The sequence below is a fragment of the Salinibacterium sp. VpJ6 genome (assembly GCF_059767345.1).
In genome coordinates this window covers 236,256-255,223 of sequence record NZ_JBSOQL010000001.1, presented here as the reverse complement: position 1 = coordinate 255,223, position 18,968 = coordinate 236,256, and the positions used below count along the sequence as shown (strand labels likewise).

Below are 18,968 nucleotides of genomic sequence, written 5' to 3'. Positions count from 1 at the left end.
GGATGCACCGTGGCTAATACCGTCGCGTGGCGGCCCCGAGCGGGCGATATCCCGAACCAGCCAGGGGTCTACCGATTTACGGACGACAACAAGCGAGTGCTGTACGTCGGTAAGGCGAAGAACCTTCGCGCCCGGTTGAGTAATTATTTTGCCCCAGTGGCGACGCTTCACGAGCGCACTCGGCGCATGGTTCTGTCAGCGTCGAACGTCGAATGGACGATTGTTGGCAACGACTTCGAAGCGCTCCAACTGGAGTACACCTGGATCAAGGAATTTGATCCACCTTTTAATGTTCAGTACAAAGACGATAAGTCTTACCCGTATTTGGCGATCACGATGGGCGACGAGGTTCCAAGAGTGCTCGTCACTCGAAACCGAAACCTTCCCAATGCTCGCTATTTCGGACCGTATTCCCGCGCGTGGGCTATCCGCGACACTGTTGACGTACTACTCAAGGCATTCCCGATGCGCAGCTGTTCCACGTCGGTGTACAAGCGCGCCCAGCAGACCGGACGTCCCTGCCTCCTCGGCGATATTGGTAAGTGTGCCGCTCCCTGCGTTGGCCGAGTGTCTCAAGAGGATCACAAGTCGATCGCTCTTGACTTTGCCTCGTTCATGGCGGGCAACGATTCTCGAATGTTGGACTCCATCCGGGTGAAAATGACGGATGCCGCTGGCGAACAAGACTACGAATCCGCTGCGCGGTACCGCGATCAGATCGGCGCAATGGAGACTGCGCTCGCTAAGAACCAGATCGTGCTCTCCGAAGACGTTGACGCCGATTTCTTCGGCATCGCCCACGACGAGCTTGCGGCTGCCGTACAGCAGTTCATCGTGCGCGGCGGGCGCATTCGCGGTGTGCGGGGCTGGGTTGTCGACAAAGAACTCGATGTCGAGCTCGGTGGACTCGTTGAATCGGTGCTCCAGAACGCTTATGACGACACCTCGCCGCCGCGCGACGTACTGGTACCGGCGCTGCCGGACGACAGCACAGCGCTCGAAGAGTGGCTAGCGCAACGGCGGGGTTTGGGGGCTCGGGTTCGGCTTCGGGTTGCCCAGCGTGGCGAGAAGGCAGCGCTTGCGCAAACCGTGGAGACCAACGCGAAGAACGCGCTCATGCTCTACAAGTCGAAGCGAAGCGGCGACTTCGTTGCCCGATCGCAGGCGCTGGCTGATATTCAAGAAGCACTCGGCATGGCAGAAGCGCCATTGCGCATGGAGTGCTTCGATGTTTCACACCTTTCCGGAACCAACGTTGTTGCCTCCATGGTCGTGTTCGAAGACGGCCTACCAAAGAAGCAGCATTACCGTCGTTTCAACATCGCAGAGACCACCGATGACACGGACTCGATCTACCAGGTGCTGAAGCGCCGCCTCGCTTACCTCGCTGCCGGCGATGCAGTCCCTACTGCAGCCGAGGTCGAAGAAGCAGCGATGCTAACGGAAAGCTCTAATGCGGCGGGCGACACGGCACGCTCCGCCGCCGAAAGCGACGTTGTTCCGGCACCACCGTCCAAGTTCGCCTATCCGCCACAACTTCTCATTGTGGATGGGGGTCAGCCCCAAGTGAACGCAGCGCAGCGCGCTCTCGAAGAATCGGGTGTCTCAGGCATCCAGTTGGCGGGAATCGCCAAGCGACTCGAGGAGATTTGGCTTCCGGATTCTGATTACCCCGTCATATTGCCTCGAAACAGCGATGCGCTCTTCCTGATTCAACGTCTTCGCGATGAAGCTCACCGTTTCGCGATCACGCATCAACGCCAACGACGCTCCAAGGACATTTCTTCGGTGCTCTCCACCGTTCCGGGCCTCGGTCCCTCGCGCATCAAGGCGCTACTCCAACACTTCGGTTCAGTGGCGCGGCTCAAGGCAGCCTCCGCTGAACAAATGAGCGAAGTGCCGGGCATCGGCGAGACCACGGCAGCCGCAATCATCGAGAAGCTGGGTCAGCGCTAGCTCGGGTAGTCTGGACACACCATGAAACCCGTCACAGAGCAGCAGGAAGTACTCATTGTGACCGGCATGTCGGGCGCGGGGCGTTCGACTGTTGGCAACGCCTTAGAAGACCTTGGATGGTATGTCGTCGACAACCTTCCGCCTCAGATGCTGCTGCCACTCGTGGATCTTGCTCACCGGGCGGGGGATTCGCTCCCTCGTGTAGCTGCCGTCATCGATGTTCGCGGCGGAAAGCTCTTTTCGGATGCGCAACACGCAATTGAAGCGCTGCGAGGCTCCACGTCATTGCGGGTGCTCTTTCTCGATGCCGAAGATGTAGCACTCGTGCGTCGATTCGAGCAGGTGCGCCGGCCGCATCCGCTTCAAGAAGAGGGCACTCCGCTCGATGGCATCGCCGCTGAACGAACGCGCATGGCTGAAATTCGCTCGAACAGCGACATCATCATCGACACTACCGACCTCAATATTCATCAGCTCGCCACCACGATCATCGAAAAGTTCTCTGTGGAGAACGACGCTGGATTGCGTATTACTATTGAGAGCTTCGGATTTAAGTACGGACTTCCAGCGGACGCCGACATGGTGGCTGACTGCAGATTCTTGCCTAATCCCTTTTGGGTGCCCGAGCTCAAAGCACTAGACGGACTCAATGAACGCGTCCGTGCGTATGTGGTTGGGGCGCCCGGAGCACAGGAGTTCGTTGCGGATTACGCACGAGCCCTCGAACCTGTATTCGCCGGGTATCAGCGCGAGAATAAACGACACGCAACGATCGCGATCGGCTGTACTGGTGGCAAACACCGTTCGGTCGCGATTGCCGAAGAGTTGTCAGCTATTCTTAGCGGCCTGCCCGGTGTAGCCGTCAGCATCAAACATCGGGACCGTGGACGAGAGTAGATTACTCATCCAACCGGACCGTCATCTTAGAAGGAAGGCCAGTTAGTGGCATTAACTGCTGAAGTCAAAGACGAACTGGCACGAATTCAGTTAGGCAAGACGACTGAGCGCGCTGCAGAGCTCGCGACTATTTTGCGTTTCTCCGGTGGTCTCCACCTCATTTCTGGACGCATCGCAGTCGAGTCTGAGCTGGAGAGCGAATTGCTCGCGCGACGGGTACGCCGCGATATCGCTGAGCTATACGGCGTGCGTTCCGAGATTTCACGTGTCGCCTCGTCGGGCGGTGGCCGTCGCACTAACAACCTTCTCGTTCGCGTGCTCGATGGGGGAGAGACCCTGGCGCGTCAGACCGGACTTTTGGATGCGCGTCGGCGACCCATCCGTGGGCTTCCGAATCGTGTTACCACCGGCGGTCGCGGCGAACTCGCTGCCGTGTGGCGCGGTGCCTTTCTCGCTGCTGGTTCACTGACTGACCCTGGACGCTCCGCCGCGCTCGAGGTCACGTGCCCCGGCAATGAAGCAGCCATGGCGCTCGTGGGAGCAGCCGGCCGTCTTCGCGTCGCCGCTAAAGCCCGCGAAGTCCGCGGCGTGCATCGCGTTGTGGTTCGTGATGGTGAAGCGATCAGCGCCATGCTCACGATCATGGGAGCGAACACCACTGTGGTGAGCTGGAACGAGCTTCGCCAGCGCCGCGAAGTGCGCGCGACTGCCAACCGCTTGGTGAACTTTGACGACGCGAACCTTCGTCGATCGGCGCAAGCAGCCGTTGCAGCCTGTGCGCGGGTTGAGCGTGCGCTCGAAATTCTGGGCGACGACGTTCCGCAGCACCTTCGGTATGCGGGAGAGCTTCGGTTGAGCCACCGCGATTCGAGCCTCGACGAGCTTGGTCATCACGCCGACCCACCCATGACAAAAGATGCCGTGGCCGGTCGTATTCGCCGCTTGCTGGCTATGGCAGACAAGCGCGCCAGTGATCTGGGCGTTGCTGGCACCGAGGCAAACCTTCCTGCGGAGTTGGACGAGGCTTAGCGTTCCCTCCATGCGGCACGAGTGTCGCATGGACGTGGTTAGACTGGGAACATCGCCTGGCCGTGCTTACAGCCGGTTCAGGAATCTAGATCCTAGGAGGACTTTCGATGGCTGACTACACTCTTCCCGAACTCTCGTACGACTACTCCGCGCTTGAACCAAGCATCAGCGCGATGATCATGGAGCTGCACCACAGCAAGCACCACCAGGCCTACGTCACTGGAGCGAACGCAGCGATCGCTGGCCTCGCAGAGGCTCGCGATTCCGGCAACCTTGCCAACGTGAACAAGCTCGAGAAGGACTTGGCCTTCAACTTGGGCGGCCACGTCAACCACTCGATTTTCTGGACCAACATGTCTCCCAACGGTGGCGACAAGCCCACCGGCGACCTCGAGAGTGCGATCGATGACCACTTCGGATCGTTCGACAAGTTCACCGCGCACTTCACTGCGACCGCCATGGGCGTCCAGGGCTCCGGTTGGGCAGTACTCGCTTGGGACTCGATCGGAGAACGACTGATCATCGTTCAGTTCTTCGATCAGCAGGGAAACCTCCCCGCCGGTATCGTGCCTCTCCTCATGCTCGACGTGTGGGAGCACGCGTACTACCTCGACTACAAGAACGTACGTGCCGACTACGTCAAGGCGTTCTGGAACATCGTTGACTGGGCAAACGTACAAGACCGCTTCAGCGCAGCTCGCTCGAAGACAAACGGTCTCCTGCTACTCTCGTAGCGGCATCGTGGCCGGGTTAGGCCCCGGCTTAAGCCCTGTCTCCGCTAGAAGCAACATCCCACCACTACAGCACGACGCGTCGTAGACGCCTGATTTTCTGGAGTAACAGTGAGCGTAAAAATCGGTATTAATGGTTTCGGTCGCATTGGTCGCAACTTCTTTCGAGCGGCTATGGCCAAGGACAGCAACATTGAAATCGTTGCCGTCAACGACCTGACAGACAACAAGACGCTCGCTCATCTGCTCAAGTACGACACCATCACTGGTCGCCTCAACGCCGACGTTACGTTTGATGACGACCAGATCGTCGTTGACGGCAAAGCGATCAAGGTTTTCGCCGAGCGCGACCCTTCCAACCTGCCGTGGGGCGAGTTGGGTGTTGACATCGTCATTGAGTCGACCGGCCACTTCACCAAGTCGGCGGATGCTGCCAAGCACATTGCTGCAGGCGCCAAGAAGGTCATCGTTTCAGCACCGGCTACGGGCGACGACGTCGCTACGTTGGTTCTCGGAGTGAACGAAGACACCTATGACTCGGCCGTCCACAACATCATCTCGAACGCTTCGTGCACCACGAACTGCTTGGCTCCTCTTGCCAAGGTGTTCATGGACAACTTCGGCATCGAGACTGGCTTCATGACCACGGTTCACGCGTACACCGCTGATCAGAACCTTCAGGATGGCCCGCACGGCGACCTGCGTCGTGCACGCGCTGCGGCGCAGAACATCATCCCGACCTCGACGGGCGCCGCTAAGGCACTCGGTCTCGTCATCCCCGAGCTCGTCGGCAAGCTCGATGGCTATGCACTGCGCGTTCCCGTCATCACTGGATCGATCACGGACCTCACGATCACCACGCATGCCGACGTCACCGTCGAGCAGATCAACGCAGCGTACAAGGCAGCGGCTGAGGGCCCCCTCAAGGGAATCCTCAAGTACACCGAAGACGCGATCGTATCGACCGACATCGTTGGCGACCCGCACTCGTCGATCTTCGACGCTGGTCTCACGAAGGTAATCGGCAACCAGGTCAAGGTCGCTTCGTGGTACGACAACGAGTGGGGCTACTCCAACCGCCTCGTTGACGTTGCAGAGTTCGTCGGCGCACGCCTCTAACCCTCAACGACTATGAGCCTCAGAACTCTTTCAACGCTCTCCGACTTGCGCGGAAAGCGCGTCATCGTCCGATGCGATCTGAACGTCCCGCTCAAGGATGGTCAGATCACCGACGACGGTCGCATCCGTGCATCCTTGCCCACACTGAACGCTCTCATCAACGAGGGCGCCCGCGTGGTCATCGTTTCTCACCTGGGTCGCCCCGGGGGAGAGCCCGATGCTCAGTACAGCCTCGAGCCTGTCGCTCAGCGACTCTCGGAGTTGTTGGGTAAGGCAGTGGTGTTCGCTAAGGACACCGTAGGTCACGCCGCCGAACAGGCCGTCGCTGACCTCGAAGACTGCGGCGTAGCGCTGTTGGAGAATCTGCGGTTCAATTCCGGTGAAACTTCGAAGTCAGAGACCGAACGCGAAGAGTTTGCTCACAAACTCGCTCGCTTCGGCGACGCGTTCGTCTCTGACGGTTTCGGAGTCGTGCACCGAAAGCAGGCCAGCGTTTTCGAGCTTGCTCAAGCTCTACCGAGCGCTGCAGGACTGCTCATCGAGACCGAACTGGGAGTGCTTGAACGCCTTACGGTCACTCCTGAGCGTCCCTACACGGTTGTCTTGGGTGGTTCCAAGGTCTCCGACAAGCTCGATGTCATCGGAGCATTGCTCCCTCGCGTCAACTCACTCCTTGTCGGCGGCGGGATGCTCTTTACTTTCCTTGCGGCACAGGGCTACAAAGTCGGCGCGAGTCTTCTCGAGGAAGACCAGCTCGAGACTGTCAAGCGCTACTTGACTCAAGCAGATGAGCTTGGCGTCGAGATCGTGCTGCCCACAGATATTTCTGTAGCCGCATCATTCGGCCCCGACGCTGCGCACACCGTCACCTCAGCGCACGCGATCGAAGATACTGAATTCGGCTCTTCGGGCATCGGCCTCGACATCGGTCCCGAGACTGCAGCGCGGTTCGCTCAGGTAATTCGAGAGTCAAAGACGGTTTTCTGGAACGGCCCCATGGGCGTGTTTGAGTTCCCCGCTTTCGCTGCGGGCACGAAGGCGATCGCTCAGGCTCTGACCGATACCGAAGGTTTCGGCGTGGTTGGCGGCGGAGACTCTGCCGCTGCCGTACGCGCATTAGGTTTCGACGACGACCAATTTGGTCACATTTCTACGGGTGGCGGTGCAAGCCTCGAGTTCCTTGAGGGTAAGCAGCTCCCCGGACTGGAGGTACTCGGATGGCAAAGGTAAAGCGCGTCCCGCTTATCGCGGGCAACTGGAAGATGAATCTCGACCATCTTCAGTCGATCGCTTTCGTGCAGAAGCTTGCATGGACGCTAAAAGACGCGAATCACGATTTCGGCGTCGATGGCGCAGAGGTAGCGGTATTCCCTCCGTTCACTGACCTGCGGTCGGTGCAGACGCTCGTCGCTGCCGACAAACTCGACGTCCGCTTCGGCGGTCAGGACGTCTCCGAGCACGAGTCCGGTGCCTACACTGGCGAGATCTCGGGAGCGTTCCTCTCAGCCCTTGACTGCCGTTACGTTTTGGTCGGGCACTCGGAGCGTCGCACGATGCACGGTGAGACCGATGAGCAACTCGCTCGCAAGGTTGCCGCTGCCCTCAAGCACGGCCTCGTGCCTGTCTTGTGCGTTGGCGAAACTGCCGACGACCTCGAAGCTCACGGTCCGAGCGCCGTTCCTGTTGCTCAGCTGAAAGCTGGTCTCGCCGGCATCACGGGTTCGCCCGAGATCGTCGTAGCTTACGAGCCCGTATGGGCTATTGGCTCGGGCAAGGCCGCTACTCCGGAACAAGCCGAGCAGGTAGCCGCCCGTCTCCGCGAGACACTTGCTGAAGTGCTTGGCGACGATGTCGCCGCAGCCACCCGCATCCTCTACGGCGGTTCGGTGAAGTCGAGCAACATCGCGAGTCTCATGCGAGAGCCGAACATCGACGGTGCTCTCGTCGGTGGAGCGAGCCTTGATGTGGCCGAATTTGCCAGCATCTCGCGCTTCTCCAAGCACGTCGGCACCTAAACGCTATACTGTTCGAGGCCGCTACGGCCTGTTCGAAAGGTTCTTTGTGGAAATTCTCCAGGTTGTGCTGCAGGTATTGCTCGGTATCACGAGCTTGCTGCTCACACTTCTTATCCTTCTCCACCGCGGTCGCGGTGGAGGTCTCTCCGACATGTTCGGAGGAGGAGTCACGTCCAACCTCGGTGCGTCGGGTGTTGCTGAACGCAACCTCAACCGTATTACGGTGATCCTCGGCATCGTCTGGATCAGCTGCATCGTGGTTCTTGGTCTCATCACCAAGTTTGACGGCGCTTAAGAACCTCTAGCCTCAAGACGAAGGAACACAGTGGTATCAGGCGGAAGTGCAATTCGTGGTTCGCGCGTGGGCTCAGGCCCCATGGGCGAGCAAGATCGTGGGTTCCAAGCTGAACGTGTCCAAATCTCGTATTGGGACGCTGCTGGCAACGAAACCGTGCGATCGTTCGCTGCCAATGTGCCCGATGAAGATATCCCGGAGACGATCGATTCGCCATCCACGGGTCTTCCTGCAGGCCGGGACAAAGAGAACCCGCCCTCAGTTTCAAAGCTCGAACCGTACAAGACACACTTGGCCTACGTAAAAGAACGTCGTAGCGACGACGAAGCCGCAGAGCTTCTCGACGAGGCACTCGTTCAGCTCCGCACACGCCGCGGCACCGTGACATCTTAGAAGATACAACTCGGCCAGCGAACTCAGAGTTCGCGCGGCAGGCTCGCAGCTTGTAATAATAGGAAAGCCCCAACCGATTCGGTTGGGGCTTTCCTATTGTCTCGAAACCTGGCGCTACCGCGTGTGCGAGCGCGTTGGCGAAAGGACTTAGTGCTCGTCTGTCGAATCGGCGCTCGTCCAAAACTGGCCTGGGTCGATCAGCGCCGCCGGAACCTGCGCCGCTGCATCAGAGTCGACAAGGAACAGAGTCTTGCGGCGCCCTTCGAGCCCGGCCGCCGGAACTTCGTTGTAGCTCGCACCAGCGAGCGTGAGTCCAAGAGCAGATGCCTTGTCAGCGCCGGCCACTACTGCCCAGATACGTACCGATGAGTTGATGACCGGCAGTGTGAGGCTAACGCGCTCGTCGGGTGGTTTGGGCGAGTTGCGAACGGCAATCACTGTGCGCTCGGTCTCACGGATGCCCTCACGCTCGGGGAAGAGCGATGCGATATGTCCGTCAGGACCGATACCAAGAAACACGATGTCGAAGTTCGGGTACTTGCCATTGCGTGCGGCGTGCGCCCGCAGATCGTTAGCGTAAGCCTGAGCAGCGTCATCCAGCGACAGCCCTGCGTCAGAGGCCGCTACGGCGTGAACGCGAGCCGGATTAACCGGGATGTGGTCGAGAAGCGCAGCGCGCGCCTGTGCATCATTGCGCTCAGGATCTCCGGCGGGCAGCCAACGTTCGTCGCCCCACCAGAAGTTGACGCGAGACCAATCAACGGCGTCACGCTGCGGAGATTCGTTGATGGCAGCCAGAACAGCCTGTCCCATACTCCCACCGGTCAGTACGACTGTGGCTTCATCGAACTCCGCGATGATTTGGGGCACCTTGGAAAGAAAGTGAGCCGCTACCGCTTGGGCGAGATCAACCTTGTTGGGGTGGACTATTGCACGACGTTCGTTGCTCATCAGATCTTTGCCTTCACGTATTTTTCGATCTCGACACCGGTGATGTCACTCACGCCGTAGCGGACGACGTTTCCGAAAAGCTTGTCGGGGTCAAGTCTGCGCAGTTCCTCCGAGAGGCAATCGCGAAGGTTTCGACGGGGGAGTGAGATGTCGTGCACCGGTTGATCGGGCTGCGTCAAAGTAGCGATCGACGCCACATTGCGCTCGAGCGTGATCGTGCCAGATGCACGTTCTAAGATCACGGCGTGAATTCCGGTGGGGACTGGCGATCCGTCTGCGACGTCAAGAGTCACAGTTACCTTGAGTTGCATTTGCAACCACGCTGCCAGAAGCATCGTCGAAGCAGAATCTGCGGAACCGCTCACGGTAACCGCGGTGATCGGCTCGTACGGCGGCTGGTCGAGCACAGCGGCTAGCTGCGCTCGCCATAGCGTAAGGCGAGTCCAAGCGAAGTCAGTGTCGCCGGGAACGTAGGTCTTGCACATGCGGTGCATCGCATCGAGCGGCGACGCACTTGCCGCCGCGTCGGTGATGCGGCGCTGGGCAATGCGTCCCAGTGGCGACTCGGATGCGCTCTCCGGGCCTTCGCCCGGCCACCATGCGACTACCGGCGCATCGGGCAGCAAGAGCCCCGTGACAAGGCTCTCCTGATCGAGTGCGGCATCGCCGTGGGCGGTCACGACGATAACTTCGCTCGCTCCGGCATCCCCGCCGACGCGAATCTGGGCGTCAACGCGTGCTTCCTCATCCGACGATGAAGCGGTGGGACTGGTCGACACCACGAGAACCCGCATGGGGTGCTCGCGTGAGGCGTCGTTGGCCGCCTCGATTGCTTCTTCTTCGTTGCCGAACTCGGTCGCGATAATCAATGTGAGTACGCGTCCGAGAGCAACGGCACCGCCATCTTCACGAATGCGCACGAGCGCTTTCGAAATTTTAGCCGTGGTGGTGTTGGGCAAATCAACGATCATGGTCGTCTCCAGACTCGGCCGTCGCGCTCCATGAGGTCATCGGCAGACTTCGGGCCCCAGGTTCCGGGACGGTATTGCTCTGGGGCGCCCTGCGTTGCCCAGAACTCTTCAATCGGGTCGAGAATTTTCCAGCTGAGCTCGACCTCTTCGTGGCGTGGGAACAACGGGGGATCGCCGAGAAGTACGTCGAGAATCAAGCGTTCGTAGGCTTCGGGGCTTGCTTCGGTGAAGGCGTGACCGTAGCCAAAGTCCATCGTGACATCGCGAACGTGCATTTCTGCACCGGGGACTTTGGAGCCGAAACGAATCGTGACACCTTCATCGGGCTGCACGCGAATCACGAGCGCGTTTTGCCCGAGTGCAGAAGTGCGGCTTTCCTCGAAGAGGTACTGCGGTGCCCGCTTGAATACGACGGCGATTTCGGTAACCCGACGTCCAAGGCGCTTGCCGGCGCGAAGGTAGAAGGGCACGCCTGACCATCGCCGAGTTCCGATATCAAGACGGATGGCAGCATACGTCTCCGTGGTCGACTCAGGATTCATTCCGTCTTCGTCGAGGAAGCCGCTGACCTTCTCGCCGCCCTGCCAACCGCCCGCATATTGTCCGCGCGCAGTGTGCTCCCCGAGGTTTTCTGGAAGGCGCACGGCTGAGAGCACTTTCTCTTTCTCAGCGCGCAGGTCAGCGGCATCAAACGACACAGGCTCTTCCATTGCGGTGAGCGCGAGAAGTTGCAAAAGATGGTTCTGGATGACGTCGCGTGCGGCGCCAATGCCGTCGTAGTAACCAGCCCGGCCGCCCACTCCGATGTCTTCAGCCATGGTGATCTGAACGTGATCGACGTGGTTGGAGTTCCAGAGGGGTTCGTACAACTGGTTCGCAAACCGCAGCGCCAAAATGTTCTGCACGGTCTCTTTACCGAGGTAATGGTCGATGCGGAAGACGCTGTCGGGCGGGAAGACAGACTCCACAACGTCATTGAGATCACGAGCCGTATGAAGGTCACTACCGAAAGGCTTTTCGATAACAACACGGCTCCAGCGACCTTCGCGCTGTTCTGCGAGGCCAGAGTTACGAAGCTGCTCGGTCACCTGCGGGAACGACTTGGGCGGAATCGAAAGATAGAACGCGTGGTTACCCATGGTTCCTCGTTCGCGATCCAAGTCGGCCAAGGTGTCCTTGAGTCGCTCAAATGCCGCGGCATCGTCGAACTCGCCTTGGACGAAGCGGATGCCCTGAGCGAGCTGCCTCCAGACGTCCTCGTCAAAGGGCGTGCGCGCATACTGCTTTACGGCATCATGGACGACCTTCTCGAAGTCTTGGTCTTCCCAGTCGCGGCGGGCAAAGCCCACGAGGGCAAAGCCAGGAGGAAGTAGCCCCCGGTTGGCGAGGTCGTACACAGCCGGCATGAGCTTCTTGCGCGACAAGTCGCCGGTTACGCCAAAAATGACCAGAGCGCTCGGGCCCGCAATGCGATTAAGCCTGCGGTCCGAGGTCAACCTCAAGGGGTTGAATTCGGCACTGATGTCAACGGGGGACATACTTCTCCTCTGTACGCTGCGCTAACGAGCGGCAGCTATCCGATGGCGTCGAGAACGAGCGGCAACGAAACCTTCGGGTTCGAGACCGTGAGGCTCAACACCGGACGGCCATGCCCTGCCAGAACGCTGGCGTCACCAGCAGCCTGCGCACGGATAAGTTCGCCGAACGTAAACGGACGGTCAGGAATCTGCAGATCAGACTCTTCAACCACGATGATCTGCAAGAACACGCCTACCGCGGGGCCGCCCTTATGGAACTGGCCAGTCGAGTGCAGGAAGCGAGGTCCCCAGCCGAACGTCACAGGGCGCTTAGCGCGCGCTGCAGCACGCTCACGGATCTCCGCGAGCTCGGGGTAGGCGGTGCGATCGGCGTAAGCCTGGATCGCGACGTAGCCATCGTCATCCAAGTAGGACAGCAACGACGAGACGACGCCCGCGAGATCGGTGCTCTCTGCCACGACTCCAGCGGTACCGCGAACCTCGATATCCCCGGCGACGAAGGCGGGAGCCTGCGGCGGTGTGGGGTTATCGATCAGCTCGCGCGCTGCGTTCTTCGCAGCTTCGACATCCGGCTGGTCGAAGGGGTTGATGCCGAGAAGACGTCCGGCAACAACGGTCGCGTACTCCCAGAGAAGTAGCTGCCCGCCGAGCGAGCCGGCAATTTCAATCTCGCCTTCGACGACCTCTTTGGTGTCATCCCAGTCGCCAACGAGTCGAACCACCTGCAGGTCATCGAGACCTTCAGCAATCTCGGGGGAGTCAGGCTGCAAAACAACGGGCAGGATGCCCGTGCCCAGTTTTCCCGTTGACTCAGCAATGAGCTGTTCAGCCCAATCTCCGAAGCCGAGGATGTGGGTACCGTCAGCAACGATGCCCAGCTTGTCTTTGCGCGGATCCGTGCCAGCGATCGCAGCGCCGAGCACGAGGCCCGGATTGCTCTCGTTGTCTACCGCGAGTTCCACCATCATTGCTTCGGCTTCGTCAAGAAGCTCCGACAGGTCAACGCCAGCGAGTCCTGACGGAACAAGGCCGAACGCGGTGAGTGCCGAGTAGCGCCCGCCAACGTTCGGGTCGGCGTTAAAGACACGGTATCCGGCGGCACGAGCCGCACCATCCAAGGGCGAACCGGGATCGGTCACGATGATGATGCGTTCGCGGGGGTCGATCCCGGCATCAGTGAAGAACTTCTCGTAGATTCGTTTCTGCGAGTCGGTCTCCAACGTCGATCCCGACTTCGAAGAAATAACTACTGCAGTCGACTGCAGTCGGTCAGCCAACGCAGCCTGCACCTGAGCGGGATCGGTTGAATCAAGAACCGTGAGCTCCACGCCGTAGGTGCGAGTAATGACCTCGGGCGCGAGCGACGAGCCGCCCATTCCGCCCAGCACGAAGTGATCGACGCCAGCGGCACGCATTTTATCGCGCAACGCGTAGATGTCATCGATCATTGGGCGTCCGACGGAAACGGCTTCGACCCAACCGAGACGCTTAGCCGACTCCTCTTCAGCGTCGGGGCCCCACAGGGTCGCGTCGCCTCCGGTGATTCGGCTCGCCACGAGATCGTTGACTAGCTGCGGAACAATACGGTTGACGGCTTCGGCAGCCGCGCCTGATACTGCGATTTTCACACTCATTTTGCAGCCTCTAGTGCGGCGGAAACTGTGTCGAGAAGCTCGTTCCAGGAAACGATGAACTTCTCAACGCCTTCTTTCTCAAGAAGCGCAGTTACCTCGTCGTAGGAAATTCCGAGCGCTGACAAAGCGTCCAAGGTGATGTTCGCGGCGTCGTAGCTAGCCGTCACTTGCTCGCCCTCGATGACTCCGTGGTCGAAGGTTGCTTCCAGAGTCTTCTCGGGCATCGTGTTCACGGTCTCGCCGACGGCGAGCTCGGTCACGTAGAGCGTGTCGGGCAGGCTTGGATCCTTGACACCGGTGGATGCCCACAGCGGACGCTGCTTGTTGGCGCCAGCGGCAATGAGGGCCTGAGCGCGGTCGGTCGCGAATGCGTTCTCGAAGACCTCGTACGCCAAGCGTGCGTTAGCGACGCCCGCCTTGCTCTTCAGGGCCTTGGCCTCGTCGGTGCCGAGCGCGTCGAGACGCTTGTCGATCTCGGTGTCGACACGCGACACGAAGAACGAAGCGACCGAGTGGATCTTCGAAAGGTCGTGGCCTGCGGCCTGAGCCTTCTCAAGACCCGTCAGGTACGCCTCAATGACATCGCGATGGCGCGCCAAGCTGAAGATCAAGGTGACGTTGACGCTGATACCAGCGGCAATGGTCTCGGTGATTGCTTCGAGACCCTCTACCGTTGCCGGAATCTTGATCATGGCGTTCTCGCGAGCAACCTTGGCCCACAGCTGCTGTGCCTGAGCGATCGTGCCGGCGGCGTCGTGAGCCAGTCCGGGCTCAACCTCGATCGACACGCGGCCGTCGCGACCAGCGGTTGCATCGTAAACGGGACGGAAAATGTCGCTGGCAGCAGCGACATCGTCCGTGGTGATCTCGAAGACAGCATCCGTCACGCTCGTACCCTTGGCGGCGAGAGCAGCAACCTGCTCGTCGTATGCCTCGCCCTTGGCCAGCGCCGTAGCGAAGATCGTAGGGTTTGTGGTGACGCCGACGACGTTGCGTGACGCCATCAGTTCCTGCAGTCCGCCTGAGTTGATGCGTTCGCGAGAAAGGTCGTCTAGCCAAATGCTCACTCCGAGGTCGGAGAGGGCTGCGGTGGGGGTTTCGTTGGTCATTCTTATCTCCTTGACTGGGGGTGCCTAAACGGCATCCAGCGAATCGCGTGCGGCGGCCACAACGGCCTCGGTGGTGATACCAAACTCACGGAAGAGTGTCTTGTAATCCGCGGATGCGCCGAAGTGGTCGATCGAGATGCTGCGACCAGCGTCGCCGACATACTCGCGCCATCCGGTGGACACTCCCGCTTCAACTGACACGCGTGCACGCACAGTGGAAGGCAAAACAGACTCACGGTATTCCGCGGACTGCTCAGCGAACCACTCGAGGCTCGGTGCCGAAACAACGCGAGCGTTGATTCCGTCTGCCTTGAGCGTCTCGCGTGCCTCTACAGCGAGCTGAACTTCTGAGCCGGTTGCGATGAGAATCACATCGGGCGTTCCGTTCGGAGCCTCTGCCAGTACGTAGGCGCCACGAGCGACGTTGGATGCCGCAGCGAAGGTCTCTCCGCTTGCCTCTGCTTCGCCACGCTCGAAGACGGGGATGTTCTGACGGGTAAGAGCGATACCAGCGGGTCCGTTGCGGCGCTCGAGGATGGTCTTCCACGCCCATGCCGTTTCGTTGGCGTCGGCGGGACGGACGACATCCATGCCCGGGATCATGCGGAGGCTTGCGAGCTGTTCGATGGGCTGGTGAGTCGGTCCGTCTTCACCGAGAGCGATCGAGTCGTGGGTCCAGACGAAGATCGACGGAACTGCCATCAAAGCAGCAAGACGAACTGCGGGACGCATGTAGTCGCTGAAGATCAAGAACGTGCCACCAAATGCGCGGGTGTTTCCGTGCAGAACGATGCCGTTGATGATCGCGCCCATAGCGTGCTCTCGGATACCGAAGTGAAGAACACGGCCGTATTCGTTGCCGCTCCACTCGTCGGTCGAGTGCTCGGCAGGAATGAAGGACTTTCCGCCAGCGATCGTAGTGAGGTTCGACTCGGCGAGGTCAGACGAACCGCCCCAGAGTTCGGGCATGACGGCACCGATAGCGCCAAGAACCTTGCCGCTCGCCGCGCGCGTCGAAACATCCTTGCCCGCTTCGAACTGGGGGAGTGCCTCGTCGATGCCTTCAGGCAACGCGCCCGCGAGCACGCGGTCGAGAAGTTGCTTGCGCTCAGGGTTCGCAGCAGCCCACTCGTCGAACTTCTCAGTCCACTCAGCGCGTTCCTGCTTGCCACGTTCTACAGCCAAGCGAGTGTGAGCAATTACGTCGTCGTCGACTACGAAGCTCTTCTCGGGGTCGAGACCCATCGCGACCTTCGTCGCAGCGAGCTCGTCAGCTCCCAAAGCAGATCCGTGGATCTTTCCGGTGTTCTGCTTGTTGGGTGCCGGCCAACCAATAATGGTGCGCAAGATGATGAGCGAGGGCTGGTCGGAAACGGCTTTGGCATCTTCGATTGCAGCGTTGAGAGCTTCGACGTCTTCGACGTACTCGCCGGTCTTCTTCCAGTCAACTACCTGGACGTGCCAGTTGTAAGCCTCGTAGCGCATCTGCACATCTTCGGTGAAGGCGATGTTAGTGTCGTCTTCGATCGAGATCTGGTTGCTGTCGTAGATCGCAATGAGGTTTCCGAGTTGCTGGTGACCCGCGAGTGATGATGCTTCGGCGGAAACGCCTTCTTGGAGGTCGCCATCACCTGCGATGACATAAACGAAGTGGTCGAACGGGCTCGTGCCCGCAGCTGCCTCGGGGTCAAATAGTCCACGCTCATAGCGGGCTGCGTAAGCGAAGCCGACTGACGATGCGATGCCCTGGCCAAGAGGGCCAGTGGTGATCTCTACGCCCTTAGTGTGGCCGAATTCGGGGTGTCCGGGAGTCAGCGAACCCCAAGTACGAAGTGCCTTGAGGTCATCGAGCTCGAGGCCATAGCCACCCAGGTACAACTGAACATACTGAGTGAGCGAGCTGTGGCCCACGGAAAGGATGAAGCGGTCGCGGCCGATCCACTGATCATCGCTTGGATCACGACGCATCACCTTCTGAAAGAGCAAGTACGCTGCAGGCGCCAGGCTCATCGCGGTACCGGGATGCCCGTTACCTACCTTCTCAACAGCATCAGCCGCCAGAATTCGAGCGGTGTCTACCGCTTTATTGTCGATGTGATCCCATTGAAAAGCTGCCATGAGATTAATGACCCTTCTGCAAGCGAAGTGCCCGACCGAAAACGATCAGGGCACATGAACGACCCGCCACGCGACATCATTGCCTCAGTCGGAAGTGTCTCGCTGCACCACACTGTGTGCAGGCAGTCCACCGACAGGCGGGCACCCCAAGTATAGGGAACCGAGCAAGTGCTCGCTGCCCAGTTACGGGCGCGGTCAGCGCAATTCTTTATGCGGATTACAATCGTTGGTATGGATGTCACGTTAGAAGCCCCCACGCAGCAGGAACGCATTGGCATCCTTCGTAAGATTCGCGCTTACGTTGCGCTGACGAAGCCCCGTGTTATCGAGCTGCTTCTCGTCACCACCGTCCCCGTTATGGTGCTCGCTGCCAATGGCATCCCGAATCTCTGGCTGGTCCTCGCGACTCTCGTCGGCGGCATTCTCAGTGCCTCCTCCGCGAATGCGTTCAACTGCTACATCGACCGCGATATCGACCGCGTGATGGCCCGCACCAAGGGCCGCCCCTTGGTGACCGGCGAGCTGAGCGACCGCGAGGCGTTGATGTTCGCCTGGATCAGTGGAGTCGGCTCCGTCGTGTGGCTCGGCGTTCTGACGAACTGGCTCGCTGCGGCACTCTCGCTCTTCGCCATCCTCTTCTATGTCTTCGTTTACACACTGTTGCTCAAGCGGCGCACCCCTCAGAACATCATCTGGGGTGGCATTGCTGGGTGCATGCCCGTACTCATCGGCTGGGCTGCTGTGACCGGCGACCTCTCATGGGCTGCCTTCATTCTCTTCGCGGTGGTATTCCTGTGGACGCCGCCGCACTACTGGCCCCTGTCGATGAAGTATCGCGCTGACTACCAGTCGGTTGGCGTTCCCATGCTCGCAGTCGTCCGCGGCCGTGCGGCAGTGGGCCTGCAGGTCATTCTTTACGCGTGGGCTACCGTCGTGTGCTCGTTGCTGCTCGTACCGGTTGCAGGGATGGGCGTGCTGTACACGCTCGTCGCAGCCCTCAGCGGTGCATGGTTCATCATCGAATCTCACCGTCTCTACAGCACCGCGATTCGTCACGGCGAAGTCAAGGCCATGCGCGTGTTCCACAGCTCAATCAGCTACTTGACGCTGGTCTTCCTGGCTGTGGGCATCGACCCGCTGCTCCCGTTCTAGCTCGGGAACAACGGGCCCACCGTTTGCGCTAGAGAGCAGCCTTTTCTGCGCTAGTGCGCTCGACTTGGGTGACGCTGGGTCGCAGCGAGAGCACGACCGCGGTCATGGCCGCGGCAATCGTGCAGGCGATCACCATGTGGCTGCCCACGAGGAGAATAGGTAGTCCGCTGCGCGACTGGATGATTCCGATCAATGCCTGAACGACCTCAAGCACGAGCAGAATGATGGCGAAGTCCATGATGCGGCGGTGCCCGCCACGTGCCAACACGATGACGAGCGCGAGGGTCGCCGCGATCAACGCGTAACCCGGCCAGCTGTGCACGTGCTGCAGGATGCCGGCGTCAAGGCCATTGCGGGCGGTTCCGTCGTCGCCGGCGTGAGGGCCTGCTCCCGTAGTCAGGATTCCCGCGACGATCGTCAATGCCACAAAGAGGCTCGTCACATGCGTGAGAATCGCCACGGGCTTGGGCACCGAGAGTGCCGGTCCGCGAAGACCAGTCCAGACCCGATAAACGAGGGCCGCGCTAATAGCCACCAAGATCGCCGAGATGGCGTAGTGAACGCCCACGATGCTGGGGTCGAGCTGAACGCGCACCGAAAGACCTCCGATGAGGCCCTGAAGGACGGTGCCGCCCAAAATCATGAGGGACAGCGACATGAGGTCGCGGCGTTCGCGACGGATGCGCAGCACCATCAGCACCATGAGAATCGCTACGAAGCCGACGATGATTGAGAGCAAGCGATTGCCAAACTCGATTACACCGTGAACTCCCATCTCAGGAGTCGCGATCAATGACGCGTCTGTGCAGAGCGGCCAGGTCGGGCATCCGAGTCCCGATCCGGTCAAGCGAACGGCCCCGCCTGTGGCGACAATGAGGATTTGGATGACCAGTGAAGTGACTGCAAAAAATCTCACTCGAGCGTCGACAGAATGGGGCAATCGTGCGATGACGGCGTTCACGGCCGTACCTCCTGTTATTTCGGGCTTCTGCCTGTAGAATGGATTGCGTTCAGGAACACAGCCCACGCCGGGAAGTCAATGTTGACAGCGGGATAGTCT

Annotated in this window: 17 protein-coding genes; 10 read left to right on the top strand and 7 right to left on the bottom strand. The window is 59.9% G+C overall.

The window, feature by feature from the left end; translation table 11 throughout:
* Positions 1–9 precede the first annotated feature (9 nt).
* The 9 genes from uvrC (at position 10) to ACWTV1_RS01245 (ending at position 8,435) form a co-directional block, all read left to right on the top strand.
* Entirely contained in the window at positions 10–1,956 is a 1,947-nt protein-coding gene (gene uvrC / locus ACWTV1_RS01285; RefSeq protein ID WP_498503806.1) for an excinuclease ABC subunit UvrC, read from the top strand.
* 21 nt (positions 1,957–1,977) lie between these two features.
* Complete coding sequence (rapZ, locus tag ACWTV1_RS01280; RefSeq protein ID WP_498503805.1) at positions 1,978–2,853, top strand: RNase adapter RapZ; 876 nt, start codon at positions 1,978–1,980, stop codon at positions 2,851–2,853.
* Positions 2,854–2,898: 45 nt separating this feature from the next.
* A complete protein-coding gene (gene whiA, locus ACWTV1_RS01275; protein WP_100388971.1) occupies positions 2,899–3,882 on the top strand; it encodes a DNA-binding protein WhiA in 984 nt (327 codons plus the stop codon).
* Between the two features lie 107 nt (positions 3,883–3,989).
* Positions 3,990–4,616, top strand: coding sequence for a superoxide dismutase (locus ACWTV1_RS01270; protein ID WP_100388972.1), 627 nt, complete (start codon positions 3,990–3,992; stop codon positions 4,614–4,616).
* Positions 4,617–4,724: 108 nt separating this feature from the next.
* Positions 4,725–5,732: a type I glyceraldehyde-3-phosphate dehydrogenase gene (gap, locus tag ACWTV1_RS01265; RefSeq protein ID WP_498503804.1), complete on the top strand. Its 1,008-nt coding sequence runs from the start codon at positions 4,725–4,727 to the stop codon at positions 5,730–5,732.
* Between the two features lie 12 nt (positions 5,733–5,744).
* Positions 5,745–6,962, top strand: a complete 1,218-nt coding sequence (locus ACWTV1_RS01260) for a phosphoglycerate kinase (protein WP_498503803.1) — start codon at positions 5,745–5,747, stop codon at positions 6,960–6,962.
* Positions 6,950–7,747, top strand: coding sequence for a triose-phosphate isomerase (tpiA, locus tag ACWTV1_RS01255; RefSeq protein ID WP_100388975.1), 798 nt, complete (start codon positions 6,950–6,952; stop codon positions 7,745–7,747). The genes ACWTV1_RS01260 and tpiA overlap by 13 nt, the downstream gene beginning before the upstream one ends.
* Before the next feature lie 46 nt (positions 7,748–7,793).
* Complete coding sequence (secG, locus tag ACWTV1_RS01250) at positions 7,794–8,042, top strand: preprotein translocase subunit SecG (RefSeq protein WP_100388976.1); 249 nt, start codon at positions 7,794–7,796, stop codon at positions 8,040–8,042.
* A gap of 30 nt (positions 8,043–8,072) precedes the next feature.
* Complete coding sequence (locus ACWTV1_RS01245; protein ID WP_100388977.1) at positions 8,073–8,435, top strand: RNA polymerase-binding protein RbpA; 363 nt, start codon at positions 8,073–8,075, stop codon at positions 8,433–8,435.
* A gap of 147 nt (positions 8,436–8,582) precedes the next feature.
* Here ACWTV1_RS01245 and pgl read toward each other — a convergent pair whose 3' ends face one another.
* Genes pgl through tkt form a run of 6 tightly spaced genes read right to left on the bottom strand, consistent with a single transcriptional unit; the run spans position 8,583 to position 16,756 of the window.
* Positions 8,583–9,386 carry a 6-phosphogluconolactonase gene (gene pgl, locus ACWTV1_RS01240; RefSeq protein WP_498503802.1) on the bottom strand — a complete coding sequence of 268 codons (804 nt, stop codon included), beginning with the start codon at positions 9,384–9,386 and terminating at the stop codon, positions 8,583–8,585.
* Entirely contained in the window at positions 9,386–10,357 is a 972-nt protein-coding gene (locus ACWTV1_RS01235; protein WP_100388979.1) for a glucose-6-phosphate dehydrogenase assembly protein OpcA, read from the bottom strand. Before ACWTV1_RS01235 ends, pgl begins: the two co-directional genes overlap by 1 nt.
* Positions 10,354–11,895: a glucose-6-phosphate dehydrogenase gene (zwf, locus tag ACWTV1_RS01230; protein WP_498503801.1), complete on the bottom strand. Its 1,542-nt coding sequence runs from the start codon at positions 11,893–11,895 to the stop codon at positions 10,354–10,356. Before zwf ends, ACWTV1_RS01235 begins: the two co-directional genes overlap by 4 nt.
* A 35-nt stretch (positions 11,896–11,930) precedes the next feature.
* The gene (locus tag ACWTV1_RS01225; RefSeq protein WP_498503800.1) at positions 11,931–13,529 is read right to left on the bottom strand and encodes a glucose-6-phosphate isomerase; all 1,599 of its coding nucleotides are present in this window, start codon (positions 13,527–13,529) and stop codon (positions 11,931–11,933) included.
* Positions 13,526–14,638 carry a transaldolase gene (gene tal, locus ACWTV1_RS01220; RefSeq protein ID WP_498503799.1) on the bottom strand — a complete coding sequence of 371 codons (1,113 nt, stop codon included), beginning with the start codon at positions 14,636–14,638 and terminating at the stop codon, positions 13,526–13,528. Before tal ends, ACWTV1_RS01225 begins: the two co-directional genes overlap by 4 nt.
* A 24-nt stretch (positions 14,639–14,662) precedes the next feature.
* Positions 14,663–16,756 carry a transketolase gene (tkt, locus tag ACWTV1_RS01215; RefSeq protein ID WP_498503798.1) on the bottom strand — a complete coding sequence of 698 codons (2,094 nt, stop codon included), beginning with the start codon at positions 16,754–16,756 and terminating at the stop codon, positions 14,663–14,665.
* A 231-nt stretch (positions 16,757–16,987) separates the two neighbouring features.
* On the opposite strand from tkt, the gene ACWTV1_RS01210 reads away from it, so the two are divergent.
* Complete coding sequence (locus ACWTV1_RS01210) at positions 16,988–17,908, top strand: heme o synthase (protein WP_498503797.1); 921 nt, start codon at positions 16,988–16,990, stop codon at positions 17,906–17,908.
* Between the two features lie 28 nt (positions 17,909–17,936).
* Here the strand turns inward: ACWTV1_RS01210 and ACWTV1_RS01205 are convergent, their stop codons facing one another.
* Entirely contained in the window at positions 17,937–18,869 is a 933-nt protein-coding gene (locus tag ACWTV1_RS01205) for a COX15/CtaA family protein (RefSeq protein ID WP_498503796.1), read from the bottom strand.
* Positions 18,870–18,968 lie beyond the last annotated feature (99 nt).